Below are 19,619 nucleotides of genomic sequence, written 5' to 3'. Positions count from 1 at the left end.
GCTCTAGTTGTTGGCGATGACGCGGCGGCCTTCGAACGCGCGGCCGAGCGTCACCTCGTCCGCGTACTCCAAGTCTCCACCCACGGGGAGACCCGAGGCCAGCCGCGAGACAGTGATACCCATGTGGGCCATCAGTCGGGAAAGATAGGTCGCTGTGGCCTCTCCCTCGACGTTGGGGTCGGTGGCGAGGATGACCTCCTGCACCGTCCCGTCGGCCAGCCGGGCCAGGAGCTCGCTGATGCGAAGGTCGTCCGGGCCGACGTTCTCGATGGGATTGATGGCACCACCGAGCACGTGGTAGCGGCCGCGGAACTCACGGGTGCGCTCGATGGCGACCACGTCCTTCGGCTCCTCCACGACGCAGATCACGTCGTCGCTGCGCCGCGGGTCGAGGCAGACGCGGCAGCGCTCCGCCTCGGCGACGTTGCCGCAGAGCTCACAGAACCGGACGCGCAGCTTCACCTCGGTGAGTGCGTCGACCAGCCGCTTGACCTCCTGGTTGTCGGTCGCGAGCAGGTGGAACGCGATGCGTTGCGCGCTCTTGGGCCCGACGCCGGGAAGCCGGCCGAGCTCGTCGATCAGGTCTTGGACCGCGCCTTCGTACACAAGAGGTCAGCCTACGGGTCGGCACCGACACGCGGGTCGAGGGCTGGTACGTTCCCGGCGTGACAGGTTCCGAGGCGCGGACCGGGAAGTTCCTCTCGGCACGGTGGCGCCGGCTCGTGATGCTCAGCTACGAGATCGATCCCGCGATCCTGCGGCCACTCGTCCCGCGCGGTGTCGAGCTCGACACCTGGTCCGGCCGGCATGTCGTGAGCGTCGTCGGGTTCCAGTTCCTCGATACCCGGCTGCTCGGCGTCCCTGTCCCGTTCCACCGCGACTTCGACGAGATCAACCTGCGGTTCTACGTGCGCCGCCGCGCGGACGACGGCTGGCGGCGCGGCGTCGTCTTCGTCAAGGAGATCGTGCCCCGCCGGGCGCTGGCCACCGTCGCCCGAACCGTCTACGGCGAGAAGTACGTGGCGCGACCGATGCGGCACCGGATCGACCTGCGTGACGATCGCGAGACCCCGGACGGCGTCGTGGAGTACTCGTGGCGCGACGCCGGCGACTGGCACCGCGTCCGGGCCACCACCGAGGGCAGCGCACAGCGGGCCGAGGAGGGCTCCCAGGAGGAGTTCATCACCGAGCACTACTGGGGTTACGCCGCGCAGCGCGACGGCGGCTCGGTCGAGTACCGCGTCGAGCACCCGAGCTGGCACGTCTGGCAGGCTCGCGAGCCCGCCCTCGAGTGCGACGTCGAGCAGGTGTACGGCCGGCAGTTCGTCGAGAGCCTCGCCGCCGAACCGGTCTCGGCGTTCATCGCCGACGGCTCCCTGGTCACCGTCCGCCGCGGCACGCGGCTGTGAGCGCCAGGTCCGCCTGACCGAGACGCGACCCGCCGAACGGCGCGGTTCGCGCACAATACGTCCGTGCCCGAACTCGATCTGCTCACCATCGTGCTCCTTCTGCTCGCCGGCTTCGCCGCCGGGTGGGTCGACGCCGTCGTGGGCGGTGGCGGCCTGATCCAGCTGCCCGCACTGCTGCTCGTCCCCGGGATCAGTCCCGTGCAGGCCCTGGCGACCAACAAGCTCGGCAGCATCATGGGCACCTCCACCAGCGCCATCACCTTCTACCGGCGGGTCCAGCCCGACCTGCACACCGCCGGCCCGATGGCCCTCGCCGCCCTGGCCGGTGCGTTCGGCGGCGCGATCGGCGCGTCCCACATCCCGGAGCAGCTCTTCAAGCCGATCATCCTGGTGGTGCTCGTCGGCGTGCTGGCCTGGACGCTGCTCAAGCCGAACGTCGGCCAGCACGACAACCTGCGCTGGGTCGGCAACGGGCACAAGCGGATCGCCGCCCTGATCGGGCTGCTGATCGGTGCGTACGACGGGCTGCTCGGCCCGGGTACGGGCACGTTCCTGGTCATCAGCCTCGTCAGCGCCCTCGGGTACTCGTTCCTCCCGGCGTCGGCCATCGCGAAGATCGTGAACTTCGCGACGAACCTGGGTGCCCTGATCTTCTTCGTGCCGAGCGGCGCCGTCATCTGGACTCTCGGCCTCGGGCTGGGTGTGGCCAACCTCATCGGTGCCTACATCGGGGCCCGGATGGCGGTCGCCAAGGGCTCGAAGTTCGTCCGCGTGGTGTTCGTCGTCGTGGTCGGCGCGCTGATCACCCGCCTGGCCTGGGACGTCCTCGCCTGAGCCCACGACGTGGGACGGACTACCCCTGAGATCACCATGCACGTACCATCGAGCCGCAAACCCCCAACCACCCGGCGGACCGTTGAGACAGACGGAGGCCGGCAACGGAAGGCAGGCGCATGGCACTTGTCGTGCAGAAGTACGGCGGATCCTCGGTCGGCGACGCGCGCAGCGTGAAGCGCGTCGCGAAGCGGATCGCCGAAGCAAAGCGAGCGGGCAACGACGTGGTCGTCGTGGTGAGCGCCATGGGCGACACCACCGACGAGCTCCTCGACCTCGCTCAGCAGATCACCCCGCTCCCGCCCAAGCGGGAGCTCGACATCCTCCTCACCGCGGGCGAGCGCATCTCCATGTCGCTCCTGGCGATGGCAATCAACAACCTCGGCGTGAAGGCCAAGTCCTACACGGGCCAGCAGGCCGGCCTCATCACCGACGCGGTGCACGGCAGGGCGCGGATCGTCGACGTCGTGCCGCATCGCATCCGCGAGACCCTGAACAAGGGGCAGGTGGCGATCGTCGCCGGTTTCCAGGGGGTCACCAAGTCGACGAACGACGTCACCACCCTCGGCCGCGGCGGCTCCGACACGACGGCCGTGGCCCTCGCGGCCGGCCTGGACGCCGACGTGTGCGAGATCTATACGGACGTCGACGGCGTGTTCACCGCCGACCCGCGCATCGTGCCCAACGCCCGGAAGATCGAGTGGGCCTCCTACGAGGAGATGCTCGAGCTCGCGGCCAGCGGTGCCAAGGTGCTCGCGCTGCGCAGCGTGGAGTACGCGCGCCGGTACAACGTGCCGATGCACGTGCGCAGCTCGTTCAGCGCGCATGACGGCACGCGCGTGAGCTCAGAGGACATGAAGCCCCAGAAGTTGAAGGAGAGCACCATGGAAGCCGCGATCATCTCCGGTGTGGCGCACGACCGGTCCGAGTCCAAGATCACCGTCGTCGACGTCCCGGACGTGCCCGGCTCGGCCTCCCGCATCTTCGAGGTCGTGGCCCGCACGGGCGCGAACATCGACATGATCGTGCAGAACGTGTCGGCGGCGTCCACCGGCCTGACCGACATCTCGTTCACGCTGCCCGGTTCCGACGGTCCGGCCGTGATGGCGGCCCTCACCGCGGTGCAGGCGGAGCTCGGCTTCCACTCGCTGCAGTTCGACGACCAGATCGGCAAGCTGTCGCTGGTCGGTGCCGGGATGAAGTCGCACCCCGGCGTCTCGGCCCGGCTCTTCGCCGCGCTGCGGGACGCGGGGATCAACATCGAGATGATCTCGACCTCGGAGATCCGGATCTCTGTCGTGACCCGTGCGGACTCGTTGGACGACGCCGTGCGCGCCGTGCACACCGCGTTCGGGCTCGACGGCGCTGACGGCGAGGCCGTCGTCTACGCGGGAACGGGGCTCTGACATGGCCGAGATCTCTGATCAGGGCGTGCACGTCGCCGTCGTCGGCGCCACCGGCCAGGTAGGTGCCGTGCTGCGCCGCCTGCTGGAGGAGCGGGACTTCCCTGTGGCATCGGTGCGGTTCTTCGCGTCCGCACGTTCAGCGGGCAGCACCCTGTCGTTCGCCGGCGTGGACGTCCCCGTGGAGGACGTCTCGGCGACCGCCATCGACGACCTCGCCGACATCGACATCGCTCTCTTCTCCGCGGGTGGTGGCACGTCGCGCGAGCACGCGCCGCGGTTCGCCGAGGCGGGCGCCGTCGTGGTCGACAACTCGTCGGCCTGGCGGCTCGACCCCGAGGTCCCGCTCGTCGTCTCCGAGGTGAACCCCGAGGCCGTCGAGGAGGCGGTCAAGGGCATCGTGGCCAACCCGAACTGCACCACGATGGCCGCGATGCCGGTGCTCTCGCCGCTGGCGAAGGCGGCAGGTCTGGAGCGGCTGCGCGTAGCGACCTACCAGGCGGTGTCCGGTTCCGGGCTGGCCGGGGTCGACGAACTGGCCGGCCAGGTGCGCTCCGGCGCGGGGCAGGAGCTCGAGGGCCTCGTGCACGACGGCCGGTCCGTCGAGCTGCCCGAACCCGCGGCGTACGTGGCGCCCATCGCGTTCAACGTGCTCCCGCTGGCCGGCAACCTGGTCGACGACGGCTCGGGCGAGACCGACGAGGAGCAGAAGCTCCGCAACGAGTCCCGCAAGATCCTCGGCCTGCCGGACCTGGCGGTCGCCGGGACCTGCGTGCGCGTGCCGGTGTTCACCGGTCACTCGCTGTCGATCCACGCGGAGTTCGAGCGGCCGATCACCCCGGACGAGGCCCGCAAGCTGCTGGCCGACGCCCCAGGCGTCCAGCTGGCCGACGTCCCGACGCCGCTCGCGGCGGCCGGCGTCGACCCGTCCCTGGTGGGACGTATCCGCACCGACCAGTCGGTGCCGGACGGCCGCGGCCTGGTCCTGTTCGTCAGCAACGACAACCTCCGCAAGGGGGCAGCGCTGAACACCATCCAGATCGCCGAGCTGATCGCAGCCGACCTGGCCGAGCTGCAGACGCTCGACGCCGCGGAGGAGCCCGCCGACACGTAGGCCGGTCGTCGGGAACCGCCTCGAAGGGGCGGGGCAGTGTGCACACGCACGCTGCCCCGCCCCTTTCGTCGTGCCAGGGACTTGCGCACCAGGCGACTTCTGTGGTTCATTAGTCAAGTAACGAACCACTGAACGTCAGGACGAGACATGTTCGACGGACCCGAGCCCATCTATGTGCAGATCGCGACGTGGATCCGCGCACAGGTGCTGGCGGGCGAGCTCGGCGAGGAGGAGCAGGTCATGTCCACCACCCAGTTCGCGACCACCTTCCGGATCAACCCGGCGACGGCGGCCAAGGCGTTCTCCGGCCTGGTCGAGGAAGGAGTTCTCTACAAGAAGCGTGGCGTCGGCATGTTCGTCGCAGCAGGCGCACGAGAGCGCCTGCTCGAGGACCACCGCAAGCGCTACTTCGAGGACGTCCTCGCGCCGGTCCTGCAGGAGGCCGACGTCCTCGGGATCCCCACGGACGAGATCGTCGCCTACGTGCTAGGCACCGGCGGCAGGCAGGCCAGCGGTACATCAACCAAGGAGGAGTCATGACGTCGACCGCACCTTTCGGCGCGCGGCTGGACGACGTCGTCGTCCGGTTCGGCGCGAGCCGCAGGATGCTGGCGAACGGCACGCTGGTCAAGGACGAGGCCGGCACGGCGCTGGACGGCGCGTCGGTCGAGATCCGGCCCGGCACCATCACCGGCGTCCTCGGGCGCAACGGCGCCGGCAAGACGACGATGCTCTCGCTGCTGGCGGCGTTCACGCGTCCGACGAGCGGGACCGTCGTCGTGGGGCCGGAGGGTGCGCAGGAGGACCCGTGGGAGAACTCGTGGATCACCTCTGGCACGCAGCTCGTGCGGGAGAGCGGCGACCTGATGACCGACGAGAAGGTCTCGGCCTCCCTCACCTACTACGCCGACATGCGGCCGGAGTGGAGCGCCGAGACGGCGGAGCGACTCCTGGACCTGTTCGAGGTCGACGTCCGCAAGAAGCCGTCGGCGCTGTCGCGCGGCAAGCGCTCGGCGATCGGGGCCACCCTCGGCCTGGCCGCGCGCGCTCCACTGACGATCTTCGACGAGGTGTACCTCGGCATGGACGCGCCCACGCGGTACGCGTTCTACGACGAGCTCCTGGCCGACTACGCGGCGCACCCGCGCACCATCCTGCTCTCGAGCCACCTGGTCGAGGAGGTCGAGCGGCTGTTCGAGGACGTGATCGTCATCGACTCGGGCCGCGTGCTCCTGGCGGAGCCCGCCGACGAGATGCGCGCGCGGGGCTTCAGCCTCACGGGCAGCAAGGACGCCGTCGAGCGGCTCGTGGCCGGACGCCGAGTGCTGCATCGTCAGCAGCTCGGCACGACGGTCCAGGTCACCCTTGAGGGCTCCCTCGCGGACGACGAGCTGGCCGCGGCCCGGACAGCGGGCGTCGAGGTCGGGGCGGTGCCCGTGCAGGACCTCTTCGTCCGGCTCACGGACCCGCGGGGCGTGGCGTCGTGAGCACCACGACGACCCGCCCGACCACCGCGGGCACCGGCAGGGAGACGGCGGTCCGCGCGGCCGAGCGGCGTGCCGCGCGGCGGGCGGCCGGGGTCACGATCCGCATCGTGCGCACGGTCGGCGGGCTGTACTGGGCGATCTTCGTTGCGGTGGCCGCGGCGATCATCCTCGGCACCACGCGGTTCGGCTCGGGCCTGGACACCGGCATCCTCGATGCCCAGATGGGCGGGCCCTCCCGCTGGTTCATGATGGTGCTGGGGATGATCGTCCCCGCCGCGTACCTGCGGCTGCACCTCGCGGCGGGCGGCACCCGTGGGACGCTCGCGACGGGAACCGTCCGCGGCGCCCTCGCCGGTGGCGCGCTGCTCGGCCCGGTGACCGCGGTCTACCTGCTCGGCGAGCGCGCCCTGTTCGGGGCGCTCGGCCAGACCTGGTCGCGAACCTACGGGCTGCCGGTGGACGGCTGGGTGGGCTTCGCGCTGACGCTCGTGACCGAGGCCCTGGTGGTCGCCACCTACTACCTGGTCGGCGCCGCGATCGCGGCCGGCTACTACCGCCTCGGCATGGTGCGGGGGACGGCCTACGTCCTCGCGGCACTCGTCCCGGCGGCGCTGGTCGACCTGGCGACGCACACCGGCGTGACCGCCCTCGTCGTCGGGCCGCAGTCCCTGCCCGACGGCGGTCCTGGCGTGCTGCTGGGCCTGGCAGGCGGTGCGGCCACGGTCGCGCTGGCGGCCTGGCTGTTCAGTGCACCGCTGCGCTCGATCCCGCTGCGGCCACCGGTCTGAGGAGGACGACGATGACAACACCCACCATCGAGGAGACCACGATGAGGCCCACAGAGCCCGCTCGGGCCGGCCACCTGCGCGGCGTCGCCGCCGTGGACCGAAGGCTCCGCAGGAACGGCGCCGTCGTCGGCATCTGGTTCTGGGCCGTCTACGCGCTGTACTCCGTCGGCATCACCCTCGGGAACGCCGCCGCTGGCAACGACCTGGAGATCAGCGCCCTCGACTCCACGATCGGGGCGTCCCGCTGGCTGATGATCTGGCTCGGCATCAGCGCGTCGGTCGGGATCCTGGCGCTCCACCTGGCCGCGGGAGCCAGCCGCCGGTCCCTGTTCGAGGGCGTGGTCCGGGGCGCGCTCGTCGTCGGCGCGGGCTTCGGCGTCGTGACCACGCTCGCCCTGCTGGGCGAACGCGTGCTGAACACGTCGCTCGGGATGTCCTGGGCCCGGCTCGGCGCGCTCCCGTTCGACTCGGTCGGCGCGGTGCTCGGCACAGCGGTCGCCGAGGCCCTCGTGATCACCACGTACATCCTGGTCGGGGCGTGCTTCGGGGCAGGCTTCACGCACGCAGGAGCCCGGGGCGGATTCTTGATCGTCCCGCTCGCCGTGCCCGCCGTGCTCGTCGACCTCGCGACCCGGACCGGTGTTGTGGGAGTGATCGCCAACGTCGACCTCCGGCCTGACCTCGACCACGCGGAAGTGTCCACGTCCGAGGGCCTCGCGACCACGCTGCTCGGCATCGGCGGGGGAGTGCTCGCCGTCGTCCTGGCCGCCGTCGTGCTCTACGCCCTGCTGCGCACCGTTCCGGTGCGCCCCGCCTGAGCCGTGCCGGCCCGCCGATCCCACCCACTCGTCCGACCCATCGACCGCCAAACGAAGGAGCTCTCATGACTTCCCCCGTCGTGGAGGTGAGCCACCTCCGCAAGACCTACCCCGGCGCCGGTCGCAGCGCCGCACCCAAGACCGCCGTCGCCGACGTGTCCTTCCAGGTCGCCCGTGGCGAGATCTTCGGGATCCTCGGTCCCAACGGCGCAGGCAAGACCACCACCGTGGAGTGCGTCGCCGGGATCCGGCACGCCGACGGCGGCACCGTCCGGGTCCTCGGGCACGACCCCCAGGCCGATCCGGGGCTCATCCGCGAGCACGTCGGCGTCCAGCTCCAGGAGGCCGCGCTGCACGACAGGATCACCGTCGGCGAGGCGCTCGACGTCTTCGGCTCCTTCTACACCGACCGCGCCGACCCGGCCGAGCTCCTGGACCTGCTCGACCTGACCGCGCACCGCCACCAGCAGTTCGGCAAGCTGTCCGGCGGGCAGAAGCAGCGGCTGTCCATCGCGCTCGCGCTGGTCGGCAAACCGCAGGTGGCCATCCTCGACGAGCTCACCACCGGTCTCGACCCAGCGGCCCGCCGCGCCACCTGGGACCTCGTGGAGCGCGTCCGGGACTCCGGGGTCACCGTCCTCCTGGTCACCCACTTCATGGACGAGGCAGAACGGCTCTGCGACCGGCTCGTCGTGATCGACGGCGGCCGCGTGGTCGCCGGGGGCACGCCGTCAGCCCTGATCGAGGGGCTCGAAGGCGACCGGGGCGTCCTGCTCCGGTTCGCCGACGACGGCGCCCGCGGGCGCGCCGTCGAGCTGCTGACCGCCCTCGCCGACCGGGACGACGACGTCAGCGCCGCGGTCGCCGTAGGTGACGAGATCGAGGTCACGGGCACCCGCAAGGTGCTGTTCGCCATCGTGCAGGCGCTCGCCGCCGCCGACCTCGTGCCCGACGACGTGCGCACCGTCGAGCGCACCCTTGAGGACGTGTTCGTACAGGTCACCGGGCGCGAGTACCGCGCAGACGAGAACGAGGGGGTGGCGGCATGACCGCAGTCGGGACCAGGGTGCCCGCACGGGCCGACCGCCGGGGAGTGCACGTCCGCGCCTTCAGGACGCTGCTCGGCACCGAGCTCAAGGTGTGGCTGCGGGAACCGACAGCGGTGTTCTTCGCGCTCGTCTTCCCGAGCCTGCTGCTGCTCGGGCTCGGGCTCGCCATCCCCGACTTCTCCAAGCCGATGACCGACGCCCCGCCGCCCTGGAACGAGGCGCCGGGCGTCACCAGCTACCTGCCCACCATCATCGCCCTGGCCGTTGGCACGATCGCGCTGACCACGATGCCGGTCCAGTTCGCGACCTTCCGGGAGAAGGGCATCCTGAAACGGCTCTCGACCACCCCCATGCCGCCCCAGAACCTGATCGGCGCGCACATGGTGATCAACGTGCTGGCCCTGTTCGTGTCGGCCAGTGCCGCCGTCGTCGGCGCCATGGTGATCCTCGATGTCCCGTTCGCCGCGGACCCGCTGGTCGTCCTGCTCGTCCTCGTCCTCTCGACGACCGCCATGTTCTCCCTCGGGATGCTCGTCGCCGCACGGGCGGAGAAGGGGTCCTCGGCCTCGGGCCTCGGCATGCTGATCTACTTCCCGTCCCTGATGTTCTCGGGAGTCTGGGTGCCGCTCTCCGTGATGCCCGACTGGATGCGGGAGATCGGCCTGTACCTGCCGCTCGGCGCGTCGGCCCAGGGTCTCACCGCCGGCTGGTTCGGCACCGAGGGCTTCCCGCTCGCACAGGTTCTCGTGCTGGCCGCCTGGACATTGGTGCTCTTCCCGCTCGGGGTCAAGCTCTTCCGCTGGGAGTGACCACCTGACGGACCCGGCCCGGGACTCACCGGGGCCGGGTCTACGGTGGCTCGGCCGCCGCCACCGGTGGCGACGTCAGGAGGAAGCACATGGGAACGTTGCGGAAGATCGCAGAGCTGGCCGGACGCTGGTTCGCCGTACTGGTGCTGCTGGGCGGAGTGGCGGGCCTGCTCGCCCCGGCCCAGCTCGCACCGCTCGCCGCACACATCCCGCTCTTCCTCGGGATCATCATGTTCGGCATGGGCCTGACCCTGCGAGGGAGCGACTTCGCCCTCGTCGCCAAGCGGCCGTGGGCGGTACTGATCGGCGTCGTCGCGCAGTTCGTCGTCATGCCGGTGGTCGCCTGGGCCGTCGGCGGGCTGTACGGGCTCACCGGCATGGCGCTGCTCGGCATGATCCTCGTCGGATCCGCCCCCGGCGGCACCGCCTCGAACGTGATCGTGTACCTCGGCAAGGGCGACACGGCCCTGTCCGTGACGATGACCGCGATCTCCACGCTGCTCGCCCCGTTCCTCACCCCGGCGCTCATCCTGCTGCTCGCCGACGAGACGCTCGACGTCGGCTTCCTCGACATGTTCGGCTCTATCGTCCAGGTGGTGCTCGTCCCGGTGCTCGCCGGCCTGGTGGTGCGGGCCCTCGCCGGAAAGTACGTCGAGAAGGTGCTGCCCTACCTGCCGCTGGTCTCCGTTGGCGGCATCGTCCTGGTGGTGCTCGGGGTGGTGGCCGCCAACGCCGAGACCGTGCTCTCGACCGGGTTGCTGCTGGCGCTCGCCGTCATCACGCACAACCTGCTCGGGCTCCTGCTCGGGTACGGCACCGCGAAGGTGGCAGGGCTCGACCGGGCGGCTCGCCGCGCCGTGAGCATCGAGGTCGGTATGCAGAACTCGGGCCTCGCCGCGAGCCTCGCCGCGAGCCACTTCACGCCGGCCGCCGCGCTCCCCGCCGCGCTGTTCTCGGTATGGCACAACCTGTCCGGGGCCGGTCTGGCGACGTGGTGGTCTCGACGTTCCGAGACGCGCTGATCTCCCCTACTCTCTTGTCATGAAGCCGTTCCTGCTGCTGGCGACGCGCGGAGAAGACATCGCCGCGGACGGCGAGTACGCAGCGTTCTGCCAGTACGGCGGGCTCGAGCCGGACCAGCTGCACCGGGTACGCCTCGAGCGGGACCCCTTGCCACCGGTGGACCTCGACGACTACTCGGGTGTGCTCATCGGCGGCGGGCCGTTCAACTCCTCGGACCCAGCGGAGAAGAAGGGCCCGGTGCAGCGCCGCGTCGAGGCGGAGCTCGCGGCGCTGCTGGACGAGATCGTCGCCCGCGACTTCCCGTTCCTCGGCGCCTGCTACGGCGTCGGGACACTGGGGGCCCACCAGGGTGCGGTGATCGACGGGACCTACGGCGAGCCGCCCGGGCCAGTCGTCGTGGAGCTGACGCCGGACGCGGCGTCGGACCCGCTGCTGGCGGGGGTGCTGCCGACGTTCCCCGCGTACGTGGGTCACAAGGAGGCAGTGCGCAAGCTGCCGGACCACGCGGTGCTGCTCGCGTCGTCGGCCGACTGCCCGGTCCAGATGTTCCGGATCAAGCAGAACCTGTACGCCACGCAGTTCCACCCGGAGCTCGATGTCGTGGGGATGCAGCAGCGGATAGTCGTCTACCGCGACTACGGCTACTTCCCTCGCGAGGAGGCGGAGCTGGTGCGGGAGCGGGTCGTCGCGGTGACCGTCGCGGAGCCGATGCGCATCCTGCGAGCGTTCGTGGAGCGCTACGCCCGGTAGCCGGGCCGCGGGACCGGTGTGGCCGGCGTGGTGGGCCGGTTGAGCGCCGTCGGCCACGCGATCTTCTGCGTTGCACGCCATCATCCGCGGAATCTGCCTGGATCGGTGGAGCATGGCGTGCCTCGTGGAAGATGACGTGCCAGGTATGTGGCCGCTTGCGGTGGTCCGCCGGAATCGTCACAGGTCAGATAGCGGTTCTGGCCGTCGGCGACGTCTGCTGTGCGCCGCTCGGCACCGGCCGACCAGGCCGCCAGCGTTCCCGGCGGAGCACTGCGGCGATCTCGCCCGGGACGTACCCAGGCTGATTGAGGTGCGCCGACCGGAAGCGCAGCATGATGTGCCGCCCGTCCCGGACGAGCGCGTTCTGGCGGGTGGCGTCCCGGGTCAGCTGGTCGTCCGAGGAGTGGTACTCGTTGCCGTCGATCTCGACCAGCAGCCACCGTCCGTCCCCGAGGTACCAGGCCATGTCGGCGCGGGCCCAGACCCGGCCCCGCTCGTCGGCGAACTCACGCTGCAGATCGTCCGGCGCGATCCCCGCGTCGTGGCACTGCAGGCGTCCATCCGACTCCAGTGGGGACTCCGACCGCCCGTCGACGGGCTCGAACCACTGCTGCCGGGCTGGGAACTCGGGCTGACGGCGGCTGAGCTCGCGCACCGCGTCAAGGTCCGCAGGGACCAGCAGCTTCCGGTTGAGCATGTTGTCCGCGCACCTGACCCACGAGCTCCGGTCCAAGCCGGCGAGTGCCTGTGAGAGGGCGACCACCGGCTTGGCGACGTGCCGGCCTCGGATGCGCACGGTCCTGCCGCGCATGTCGAAGTCGTGCAGGTCCGGCGGTGCCTCGTGGGTGTCGTGCCCGTCCAGCCGCAGAAGATGGCGTGGTCCGCGGACAATCGCGTGGGCCCTCGACTGTGACGGACCGCATCCCGGAACCCGGTGGACAGCCCGCTGGGGTGCGGCTACCGTTTTGGCCGTGGACATCCGTTGGTATTGGCGCTTTACGTCGGCTCCTGGTGGAGCTCGGCGGGCTTACGCCTGACCAACTTTCCACCCGGAGCCAGGGCCTGGGACGCCGATCGCGTCCAGGCCCTTCGTCTTTACCGAGACGGACCGCTCCGGACCAGGAGTCGGTGGCGGCCGTCCGGTTCCTTGAACCAGACCCGCCAACCAGGAGCCCCGATCCCGATGAGCATCACCCCTGCGGAACCCAGCACCGAGGCAACCGACCTCGGTACCCGCACCTCCGACCTGCGCATTCGCGCTCTCGACCCGCTGCCTGCCCCGAACAGCCTGCTGGAGTCGATGCCGCTCGGCACCGCCCGCAGCGACCTCGTCACGACGTCCCGCCGCGAGGTGCGCGATGTCCTGGCCGGCGATGACGACCGGCTGCTGACGATCGTCGGACCGTGCTCGGTGCACGACCCGGCCGCCGCGCTCGACTACGCCGCACGGCTCGCCATGCTCCGGCGTGAGCTGTCCGACGATCTCGTCGTCGTCATGCGGGTGTACTTCGAGAAGCCGCGCACCACCGTGGGTTGGAAGGGCCTCATCAACGACCCGCACCTGGACGGATCGCACGACGTACGGCACGGCCTGAGCCTCGCCCGCGAGGTGCTGCTCGGCGTGCTGGACGCGGGCGTGCCCGCCGGAGCCGAGTTCCTCGAGCCGACCAGCCCTCAGTACATCGCTGACGCCGTGACCTGGGGCGCGATCGGCGCCCGCAACGTCGAGTCGCAGGTGCACCGGCAGCTCGCCTCGGGTCTCTCGATGCCTGTCGGGTTCAAGAACGCGACCGACGGCGACGTGCAGATCGCCGTGGACGGCTGCGTCACCGCCGCGAGCGAGCACACCTTCTTCGGGGCCGACGGCGAAGGTCGCGCCGCAGCGGTCGAGACCACCGGCAACCCCGACTGCCACGTGATCCTGCGGGGCGGCCGTTCGGGCCCCAACTACTCGACCGAAGACGTCGCCGACGCCCTGCGCGTGGCGCGGACCTCCGGTCTGGGCGGCACCGTCGAGAACGGCGTGATCGTGGACGCGAGCCACGGCAACTCAGGCAAGGACCACGTGCGCCAGGCCGGGGTGGTGCACGAGATCGCGAACCGCATCGCGGACGGCGAGCGCGGCATCACCGGTCTCATGATGGAGAGCTTCCTCGTGGCCGGCGCGCAGAAGCCGGCGCCGCTGTCCGAGCTCACCTACGGCCAGTCGGTCACAGACAAGTGCATGGACTGGGACACCACGGAGGACCTCCTGCGTGATCTGGCCAAGGCTGTCCGGGAGCGTCGGGGCTGACCCTCGCTGGTCAAGCTTCCTCGCCGTTCGAGCCCCTTCGCTGGTCGAGCCCCTTCGCTGGTCGAGCTTGTCGAGACCCGTCTCGCCAAGCTCGACCAGCCGGGACGACGACCCACCCGGGCTCAGCCGACGAAGCCCTCCAGCTCCGTCGTCGACACCTTCCTCCGAGATCTGATCAGCTCCTCCACGCGCTCCATCTGTTCCCAGACGTTCACGGCCATGCCGGCCACGACCAGCCCGTCGACGCGCCAGAACGCCACGAACTCACGCTTGCCGGCGTCGCCGGAGACCACCACGTCGTCGTATCCCGCCTGGACGTCCACCCAGCCGGTGTACTCCATGCCGACGTCGTACTGGTCGCTGTAGAAGTAGGGCAGCTTGTCGTACGCGTCGGTGGCACCGAGCATGGCGCGCCCGACGTGCGCGCCGGTCTCCTGGGCGACCGCCCAGTGCTCCACCCGGAGCGGGCGTCCGTAGTGCGGGGAAGGGATGCTGGCGACATCGCCCCCGGCAAACACGTCGGGGGCCGACGTCGCCAGGGTTCCGTCCACGACGATCCCGCCACCCTGCGCGGCGGGCCGGAGATCCAGGCCCGCTGCCTCGGCGAGGCCGACGTTCGGTGCGGCACCGACGCCGATCACCACGACGTCGGCCCCGAGGTGCGTGCCGTCCGCCAGGTCGACGCCGGTGACCCGACCGTCAGCACCACGGATCGCCAGGACTGACGCGTCGCGGATCAGGCGGGTCTCGTGCTCGGTGTGGACGCTCGCGTAGAAGTCGCTCATCTCCGGCCCGAGGACGCGGCCGAGCGGGTGTGGGCCGTTGCCCACGACAGTGACGTCCAGCCCGAGCGTCCGAGCCGACGCCGCCACCTCCAGCCCGATCCACCCGTCACCGATGACGACGATCCTGCCGACGCCCTCCAGCGACGCTTCGAGCAGCCTGCTGGAGATGCGGTCGGAGTCGTCGATGGTGCGCAGGTAGTGCACACCGGCGAGGTCGGCGCCGGGCAGGTCGAGAGTGCGTGGCGTGGAGCCGGGGGCGAGCAGCGCCTTCGCGAAGGTGAGCGTGTCGCCGTCGGACAGCGTGAGGACGTGACCCGCCGGATCCAGCCCGACGACCGTCTCGCCCGTGCGGACCGCTACGTCGTGCTCGGTGTACCAGGCCTCGTCGAGCGGGAAGGCGACGTCGCGCTCCGACTCACCACGCAGGTAGTCCTTGCTCAGTGGCGGACGCTCGTACGGATGGTGGGGCTCGGTGGTGACGACCACCAGGTCGCCGTCGTAACCACCGGTGCGCAGTGCTTCAGCGGCGCGGGCTGTCGTCAGCCCGCCACCTACGAGGACGTACGGATCCATCGGATGCCTCCCGTGCTGGGTATGGCCCCAAGTCTCGCACCGCGGAGCGAGGCGGGCACGGGCGCCCGGCGACGGCAACGCGAAAGGCCCTCCGACACAGCGTTTACGCTGGTCAGAGGGCCTTTTCCATGGTCGGGGTGACAGGATTTGAACCTGCGACCTCTTCGTCCCGAACGAAGCGCGCTACCAAGCTGCGCCACACCCCGATGGAGTCCACCGCACGACAGGCACGAAGCCTTTCCGCGGAAGCCTGCTCAGAATAGCCGACGCATGGCCCGGAACGGAAACCGAATCGGAAGTGCGTCCGGTCACGCCCGTTCCGGGCCGCTGCGAAGGCGCTACACCAGCTCGACGACGAGCTCTACCTCGACCGGCGAATCCAGCGGAAGGACCGCCACGCCGACGGCGGAGCGCGCATGGATGCCCGCGTCGCCGAAGATCTCGCCGAGCACCGAGCTGGCGCCGTTGATGACCGCGGGCTGACCGGTGAACGCAGGGTCGCTCGCGACGAATCCGACGACCTTCACGATCCGGGAGATCGAGTCGAGCGAACCCGTGACCGACCGGACGGCGGCCAGTGCGTTGAGGGCGCAGGTGCGTGCGTAGGCCGCTGCGTCGTCGGCGGAGATGAGGTTCTCGCCCTCGCCGACCTTGCCGGTGGCCGGCAGGGCTCCGTCGGTGAAGGGCAGCTGGCCGGAGGTATAGATGTAGCGGCCGGTCTGCACCGCCGGGACGTAAGCCGCGACCGGAGCCGCCACCTCGGGGAGCGTGATGCCCAGCTCGGCGAGGCGCTGCTCGTGACTCATGCGTCACCGCCCGCTGGTCGCTTCAGGTAGGCGACCAGACCGGTGCCGTCGGGTCCGGGGACCACTTGCACGAGCTCCCAGCCGTCCGAGCCCCACTGATCGAGGATCGCCTTGGTGTTGTGAATGAGGAGGGGGATCGTCGCGTACTCCCACTTCGTTGCCATGGCTCCGATGCTAGCCCGCGATCGACCTGGGCGATTCCGCACGAGACCTGCACACCGGCGGGTCGAGTTTCGACGCGCCCTGTCAGGGACACCCCGTAACCTGGAGCCATGGCCTTGCCGAATTCTCGCGAGCCGCGTCGGGTCACTCGAACCATCCCCGCGGCGCAGCTCATCGGACTCCTTCTCGCATTCGTGCTGACCGCCGGCGCCGGTGGGGTGATCGCGGCCGGGCTGGTGATCCCCCTGGCCTCGGGCGTTGATACCGCCGTCGACACGGGCGTCGAGGTGTTCGAGGAGGTGCCCGCCGAGCTGGTGCCCGGGCCATTGTCGGAGCAGTCGCAGATCTACGCGAGCAACGGCAAGACGAAGCTGGCCACGTTTTACGTGCACAACCGCATCGTCGTGCCGCTCGACAAGGTGTCGGACCACATGAAGAACGCCGTGATCTCCATCGAGGACGAGCGTTTCTACACCCACGGTGGAGTGGACCCCGAGGGCATCTCCCGTGCCGCGGTGAAGAACTTCGGAGGTGGCGCCACCGAGGGCGCGTCCACCCTCACACAGCAGTACGTGAAGAACGTGCTCATCGAAGAGGCCTCCCGGTCTGGCGACACGTTCGGTGTGCTGGAGGCCAGCGAGGGCTCGCTCACGCGAAAGCTTCGTGAGGCGAAGCTCGCGATCGCGCTCGAGAAGCAGATGTCCAAGGACGAGATCCTCCAGGGCTACCTCAACATCGCGCAGTTCGGCCGGAGCGTGTACGGCGTCGAGACCGCTTCACGCCACTACTTCAACAAGTCCTCGAGCGACCTGTCGGTGGTCGAGGCGGCGACGATCGCGGGTATCACCAAGTCCCCGAATGCGTTTGACCCGGTGCAGAACCCCGAGGAGGCCGCAAAGCGTCGTGACCTCGTGATCGGCAAGATGTGGCAGCTCGGCTACATCACGACCGAGGAACGGGACAAGGCGTTCGACACCAAGCTGGAGGACAGCCTCGATGTCCAGCCGCTCGACGTCGGATGCGACTCCGCAAAGGGCGCCGCGTTCTTCTGCGACTACGTGATCAAGGAGATCATGGCCAGCCCCGAGTTCGGGAAGACCAGGGCTGAACGTCAGGACCTGCTCTACCGCGGTGGCCTCCGGATCGTCACCACGCTGGACATGAAGATGCAGAAGGCCGCCCATAAGACGATCGCCGAAGCGGTTCCTGCGGACAACAACTACGGTCTCGAAGCTGCCGTCACGTCGGTCGAGCCAGGCACAGGGCAGATCAAGGCGATGGCGCAGAACGTCCCGTACAACGCGAGGGCGACGGAATCTGCGCAGCGCACTACCGCGCAGAACTACTCGGCGGACTACATGCACGGCAACTCCCGTGGATTCCAGGTGGGCTCCAACTTCAAGCCGTTCGTGCTGGCCGAGTGGCTACGCAGCGGACGGCAGCTCCACGACCGGGTCAGCGCCAACTCCTTCGTGGCAAACGAGACGAGCTTCCAGGCGCAGGGCTGCGTCCATGCCTTCACGAACCAGAATTGGGAGGTGTCGAACGTCGATGGGTCCGCGAGCGGAACGGTGAGCGTGCTCCAGGGCACCTTCCAGTCGCTGAACACGGTCTATGCCCGGATGTCACAGCAGCTCGATCTCTGCAACGTGCAGCAGACGGCATGGGACGTGGGATTCCGGCCGATGACGTCGGGCCTGACGCTCGACGGCGCACCGACCTTCCGGACGATCGACAGCCCCGACAAGGCCGACATCGACGTGCTCGCCTCGATGACGCTCGGGACCCAGGCCTCGACCCCGGTCAACCAGGCGTCGGCGTTCGCGACGTTCGCCTCGGGCGGCACGTACTGCGATCCGGTCGCGATCCTCCAGGTCAAGGACACCGATGGCAAGAAGATGAAGGTGCCGAGCGCGAACTGTAAGCGGACGCTCGAGCCCGAGGTGGCCAACACTGTCGCCTACGCGATGACCCAGGTCTTCAAGACCAACCCGTGGGGTACCGCATGGCAGCTCAGCCCGGGACTTGAGGACGGTCGTCCGGTAGCCGGCAAGACGGGCACGACGAACGACGCGATGCAGAGCTGGTTCACGGGGTACACGCCTGAACTTTCGACCTCGGTCTGGGTCGGTGAGGCCAGCGGCAACGTTCCGCACATGAAGGTGTTCCTTCCCGCGATGAACTGGTACGACAACTCACCTGAGGCTGGTCCGATGTACGGCGGTACCGTTGCCGCCCCGACATGGCGCCGCTACATGGACGAGGCGGTCGCCGAACTCCCCAAGACGTCCTTCCCCGCGCCTGACCCGGCACTCGTCGGTAAGGCTCCTACTCCGCCGAAGTCGGACGACAACAACGGTGGCGAATCGGGCTCCGGTGACTCGGACGGCGGATCCGGCGGCGACGGTGGTTCCGAAGGTGGGGACTCCGGCGGCGGGAACGGCAACAACGGTGGCGGCAACGGGAATGGCAACGGCGGCGGCAACGGGAACGGGAACGACTGATCTGCATGGGGACCCTGGGTGACGTCGGCAAGGCTCTCGGGATCGCCGGGGGCATTGCCGCCGCCGGGCTGGTCTACGCGCACGTGGAGACCAAGCTCTTCCGTGTGCGGCGGGTGACCGTGCCGGTGCTGCCCCCAGGGCAGCGGCCGATCCGCGTGCTCCATGTCTCCGACCTGCATCTCACGCCTCGTCAGCGCACCAAGCAGGCCTGGGTGCGGTCACTGGCCGCGCTCGAGCCCGACCTGGTGATCAACACGGGCGACAACTTCGGGCACACGCAGTCGCTGGCGCCCCTCCTCGACGTCCTGGGGCAGCTGATGGACGTTCCCGGGGCGTTCGTCATGGGGTCGAACGACTACTACGCGCCGACGTTCAAGAACCCCGCCCGGTACCTGCTGCCGGACGCTCGCGTGGAGCGCGAGGACAAGATGCCGCTGCCCACGGCGTCGCTCGCCAAGGCATTCACCGACGCCGGCTGGGTGGACCTGGACAACCAGCGGGGCCTCGTGGAGCTGCGTGACGGACGCACCGTGGGCCTGGTCGGCATGGACGACCCGCATCTGGAGCTCGACATCATGCCGGAGCCGGGTCGAGCGCCCGGTGAGGAGGACGCGGTGCTGCGTCTCGGCGTCGTGCACGCTCCGTACCAGCGCGTGCTGAACCAGCTGAAGGACGACGGCGTCCATGCCATCCTCGCCGGCCACACGCACGGTGGGCAGCTCTGCCTGCCGTTCTACGGGGCGCTCGTGACGAACTGCGACCTGGACCGGGTCCGGGCGTTCGGGCTGCACGGCTGGCCCGGTGCCCGGCCGGACCGCGAGGGCGGCGAGGACTCGACGTGGCTCCACGTCTCGGCGGGTGCCGGGACGTCGCCCTATGCGCAGGTCCGGTTCGCGTGCCGCCCGGAGGCGACCCTGATGACGCTGACGGCGCGAGTCGCCTGAACGCACGCGCGCATGTAGTCGGTAAATAGTCAGGTGGTCGGTACCCCGGGGTGCCGACCACCTGACTA

The 19,619-nt window shown here is 69.8% G+C and carries 20 protein-coding genes and 1 tRNA gene; 15 read left to right on the top strand and 6 right to left on the bottom strand.

Annotated features, from left to right (window positions below; all coding sequences use genetic code 11):
• Window positions 1-3: 3 nt before the first annotated feature.
• On the bottom strand, window positions 4-606 hold the full coding sequence (gene recR, locus AB0F40_RS17770; RefSeq protein ID WP_357470247.1) for a recombination mediator RecR: 603 nt from the start codon (window positions 604-606) through the stop codon (window positions 4-6).
• A 59-nt stretch (window positions 607-665) separates the two neighbouring features.
• Between recR and AB0F40_RS17765 the strand changes: the two genes are divergently transcribed.
• From AB0F40_RS17765 to AB0F40_RS17710, 12 genes are all read left to right on the top strand, one after another.
• Entirely contained in the window at window positions 666-1,409 is a 744-nt protein-coding gene (locus AB0F40_RS17765; protein ID WP_357470244.1) for a DUF2071 domain-containing protein, read from the top strand.
• A gap of 63 nt (window positions 1,410-1,472) precedes the next feature.
• Complete coding sequence (locus AB0F40_RS17760) at window positions 1,473-2,243, top strand: TSUP family transporter (protein ID WP_357470242.1); 771 nt, start codon at window positions 1,473-1,475, stop codon at window positions 2,241-2,243.
• 119 nt (window positions 2,244-2,362) lie between these two features.
• Window positions 2,363-3,649: an aspartate kinase gene (locus tag AB0F40_RS17755; RefSeq protein WP_357470239.1), complete on the top strand. Its 1,287-nt coding sequence runs from the start codon at window positions 2,363-2,365 to the stop codon at window positions 3,647-3,649.
• A gap of 1 nt (window position 3,650) precedes the next feature.
• Window positions 3,651-4,760 (top strand): aspartate-semialdehyde dehydrogenase, encoded by a 1,110-nt coding sequence (locus tag AB0F40_RS17750; protein ID WP_357470236.1) that lies wholly within the window; start codon window positions 3,651-3,653, stop codon window positions 4,758-4,760.
• Window positions 4,761-4,907: 147 nt separating this feature from the next.
• A complete protein-coding gene (locus AB0F40_RS17745) occupies window positions 4,908-5,300 on the top strand; it encodes a GntR family transcriptional regulator (RefSeq protein WP_357470233.1) in 393 nt (130 codons plus the stop codon).
• The gene (locus AB0F40_RS17740) at window positions 5,297-6,247 is read left to right on the top strand and encodes an ABC transporter ATP-binding protein (protein ID WP_357470231.1); all 951 of its coding nucleotides are present in this window, start codon (window positions 5,297-5,299) and stop codon (window positions 6,245-6,247) included. Before AB0F40_RS17745 ends, AB0F40_RS17740 begins: the two co-directional genes overlap by 4 nt.
• Window positions 6,244-7,035: a hypothetical protein gene (locus tag AB0F40_RS17735; protein WP_357470228.1), complete on the top strand. Its 792-nt coding sequence runs from the start codon at window positions 6,244-6,246 to the stop codon at window positions 7,033-7,035. Before AB0F40_RS17740 ends, AB0F40_RS17735 begins: the two co-directional genes overlap by 4 nt.
• Before the next feature lie 11 nt (window positions 7,036-7,046).
• On the top strand, window positions 7,047-7,853 hold the full coding sequence (locus tag AB0F40_RS17730) for a hypothetical protein (RefSeq protein WP_357470226.1): 807 nt from the start codon (window positions 7,047-7,049) through the stop codon (window positions 7,851-7,853).
• Between the two features lie 65 nt (window positions 7,854-7,918).
• Window positions 7,919-8,902 carry an ABC transporter ATP-binding protein gene (locus AB0F40_RS17725; protein WP_357470223.1) on the top strand — a complete coding sequence of 328 codons (984 nt, stop codon included), beginning with the start codon at window positions 7,919-7,921 and terminating at the stop codon, window positions 8,900-8,902.
• Window positions 8,899-9,711 carry an ABC transporter permease gene (locus AB0F40_RS17720; RefSeq protein WP_357470220.1) on the top strand — a complete coding sequence of 271 codons (813 nt, stop codon included), beginning with the start codon at window positions 8,899-8,901 and terminating at the stop codon, window positions 9,709-9,711. The genes AB0F40_RS17725 and AB0F40_RS17720 overlap by 4 nt, the downstream gene beginning before the upstream one ends.
• Before the next feature lie 89 nt (window positions 9,712-9,800).
• Window positions 9,801-10,733, top strand: a complete 933-nt coding sequence (locus AB0F40_RS17715) for a bile acid:sodium symporter family protein (RefSeq protein WP_357470217.1) — start codon at window positions 9,801-9,803, stop codon at window positions 10,731-10,733.
• A gap of 19 nt (window positions 10,734-10,752) precedes the next feature.
• Window positions 10,753-11,484 carry a glutamine amidotransferase gene (locus AB0F40_RS17710; protein ID WP_357470213.1) on the top strand — a complete coding sequence of 244 codons (732 nt, stop codon included), beginning with the start codon at window positions 10,753-10,755 and terminating at the stop codon, window positions 11,482-11,484.
• Window positions 11,485-11,668: 184 nt separating this feature from the next.
• On the opposite strand, the gene AB0F40_RS17705 is transcribed toward AB0F40_RS17710, so the two are convergent.
• Window positions 11,669-12,295 (bottom strand): hypothetical protein, encoded by a 627-nt coding sequence (locus AB0F40_RS17705; protein WP_357470210.1) that lies wholly within the window; start codon window positions 12,293-12,295, stop codon window positions 11,669-11,671.
• 372 nt (window positions 12,296-12,667) lie between these two features.
• On the opposite strand from AB0F40_RS17705, the gene AB0F40_RS17700 reads away from it, so the two are divergent.
• A complete protein-coding gene (locus AB0F40_RS17700) occupies window positions 12,668-13,777 on the top strand; it encodes a 3-deoxy-7-phosphoheptulonate synthase (RefSeq protein ID WP_357470207.1) in 1,110 nt (369 codons plus the stop codon).
• A gap of 122 nt (window positions 13,778-13,899) precedes the next feature.
• Here AB0F40_RS17700 and AB0F40_RS17695 read toward each other — a convergent pair whose 3' ends face one another.
• The 4 genes from AB0F40_RS17695 to AB0F40_RS17680 form a co-directional block, all read right to left on the bottom strand.
• On the bottom strand, window positions 13,900-15,135 hold the full coding sequence (locus AB0F40_RS17695) for an FAD-dependent oxidoreductase (protein WP_357470204.1): 1,236 nt from the start codon (window positions 15,133-15,135) through the stop codon (window positions 13,900-13,902).
• 129 nt (window positions 15,136-15,264) lie between these two features.
• Window positions 15,265-15,341, bottom strand: a tRNA-Pro gene (locus AB0F40_RS17690).
• Window positions 15,342-15,473: 132 nt separating this feature from the next.
• Window positions 15,474-15,941, bottom strand: coding sequence for a RidA family protein (locus tag AB0F40_RS17685; protein ID WP_357470201.1), 468 nt, complete (start codon window positions 15,939-15,941; stop codon window positions 15,474-15,476).
• Window positions 15,938-16,105 (bottom strand): DUF4177 domain-containing protein, encoded by a 168-nt coding sequence (locus AB0F40_RS17680; protein ID WP_253870720.1) that lies wholly within the window; start codon window positions 16,103-16,105, stop codon window positions 15,938-15,940. The genes AB0F40_RS17685 and AB0F40_RS17680 overlap by 4 nt, the downstream gene beginning before the upstream one ends.
• Window positions 16,106-16,213: 108 nt before the next feature.
• Between AB0F40_RS17680 and AB0F40_RS17675 the strand changes: the two genes are divergently transcribed.
• Complete coding sequence (locus tag AB0F40_RS17675; RefSeq protein ID WP_357470197.1) at window positions 16,214-18,607, top strand: transglycosylase domain-containing protein; 2,394 nt, start codon at window positions 16,214-16,216, stop codon at window positions 18,605-18,607.
• 5 nt (window positions 18,608-18,612) lie between these two features.
• On the top strand, window positions 18,613-19,551 hold the full coding sequence (locus AB0F40_RS17670; RefSeq protein WP_357470194.1) for a metallophosphoesterase: 939 nt from the start codon (window positions 18,613-18,615) through the stop codon (window positions 19,549-19,551).
• Window positions 19,552-19,619: the final 68 nt, after the last annotated feature.

The organism is Promicromonospora sp. NPDC023987 (genome assembly GCF_040639055.1).
In the GTDB taxonomy this organism is placed as follows: Bacteria; Actinomycetota; Actinomycetes; order Actinomycetales; family Cellulomonadaceae; genus Promicromonospora.
This window is presented reverse-complemented; position numbering and strand designations above follow the sequence as displayed.

Excerpts from the sequence above, each read along its gene's own strand:
- AB0F40_RS17755 (WP_357470239.1), top strand. The coding sequence starts at position 2,363 with ATGGCACTTGTCGTGCAGAAGTACGGCGGATCCTCGGTCGGCGACGCG.
- AB0F40_RS17750 (WP_357470236.1), top strand. The coding sequence starts at position 3,651 with ATGGCCGAGATCTCTGATCAGGGCGTGCACGTCGCCGTCGTCGGCGCC.
- AB0F40_RS17745 (WP_357470233.1), top strand. The coding sequence starts at position 4,908 with ATGTTCGACGGACCCGAGCCCATCTATGTGCAGATCGCGACGTGGATC.
- AB0F40_RS17740 (WP_357470231.1), top strand. The coding sequence starts at position 5,297 with ATGACGTCGACCGCACCTTTCGGCGCGCGGCTGGACGACGTCGTCGTC.
- AB0F40_RS17730 (WP_357470226.1), top strand. The coding sequence starts at position 7,047 with ATGACAACACCCACCATCGAGGAGACCACGATGAGGCCCACAGAGCCC.
- AB0F40_RS17725 (WP_357470223.1), top strand. The coding sequence starts at position 7,919 with ATGACTTCCCCCGTCGTGGAGGTGAGCCACCTCCGCAAGACCTACCCC.
- AB0F40_RS17720 (WP_357470220.1), top strand. The coding sequence starts at position 8,899 with ATGACCGCAGTCGGGACCAGGGTGCCCGCACGGGCCGACCGCCGGGGA.
- AB0F40_RS17715 (WP_357470217.1), top strand. The coding sequence starts at position 9,801 with ATGGGAACGTTGCGGAAGATCGCAGAGCTGGCCGGACGCTGGTTCGCC.
- AB0F40_RS17710 (WP_357470213.1), top strand. The coding sequence starts at position 10,753 with ATGAAGCCGTTCCTGCTGCTGGCGACGCGCGGAGAAGACATCGCCGCG.
- AB0F40_RS17705 (WP_357470210.1), bottom strand. The coding sequence starts at position 12,295 with ATGCGCGGCAGGACCGTGCGCATCCGAGGCCGGCACGTCGCCAAGCCG.
- AB0F40_RS17700 (WP_357470207.1), top strand. The coding sequence starts at position 12,668 with ATGAGCATCACCCCTGCGGAACCCAGCACCGAGGCAACCGACCTCGGT.
- AB0F40_RS17695 (WP_357470204.1), bottom strand. The coding sequence starts at position 15,135 with ATGGATCCGTACGTCCTCGTAGGTGGCGGGCTGACGACAGCCCGCGCC.
- AB0F40_RS17685 (WP_357470201.1), bottom strand. The coding sequence starts at position 15,941 with ATGAGTCACGAGCAGCGCCTCGCCGAGCTGGGCATCACGCTCCCCGAG.
- AB0F40_RS17680 (WP_253870720.1), bottom strand. The coding sequence starts at position 16,105 with ATGGCAACGAAGTGGGAGTACGCGACGATCCCCCTCCTCATTCACAAC.
- AB0F40_RS17675 (WP_357470197.1), top strand. The coding sequence starts at position 16,214 with ATGGCCTTGCCGAATTCTCGCGAGCCGCGTCGGGTCACTCGAACCATC.
- AB0F40_RS17670 (WP_357470194.1), top strand. The coding sequence starts at position 18,613 with ATGGGGACCCTGGGTGACGTCGGCAAGGCTCTCGGGATCGCCGGGGGC.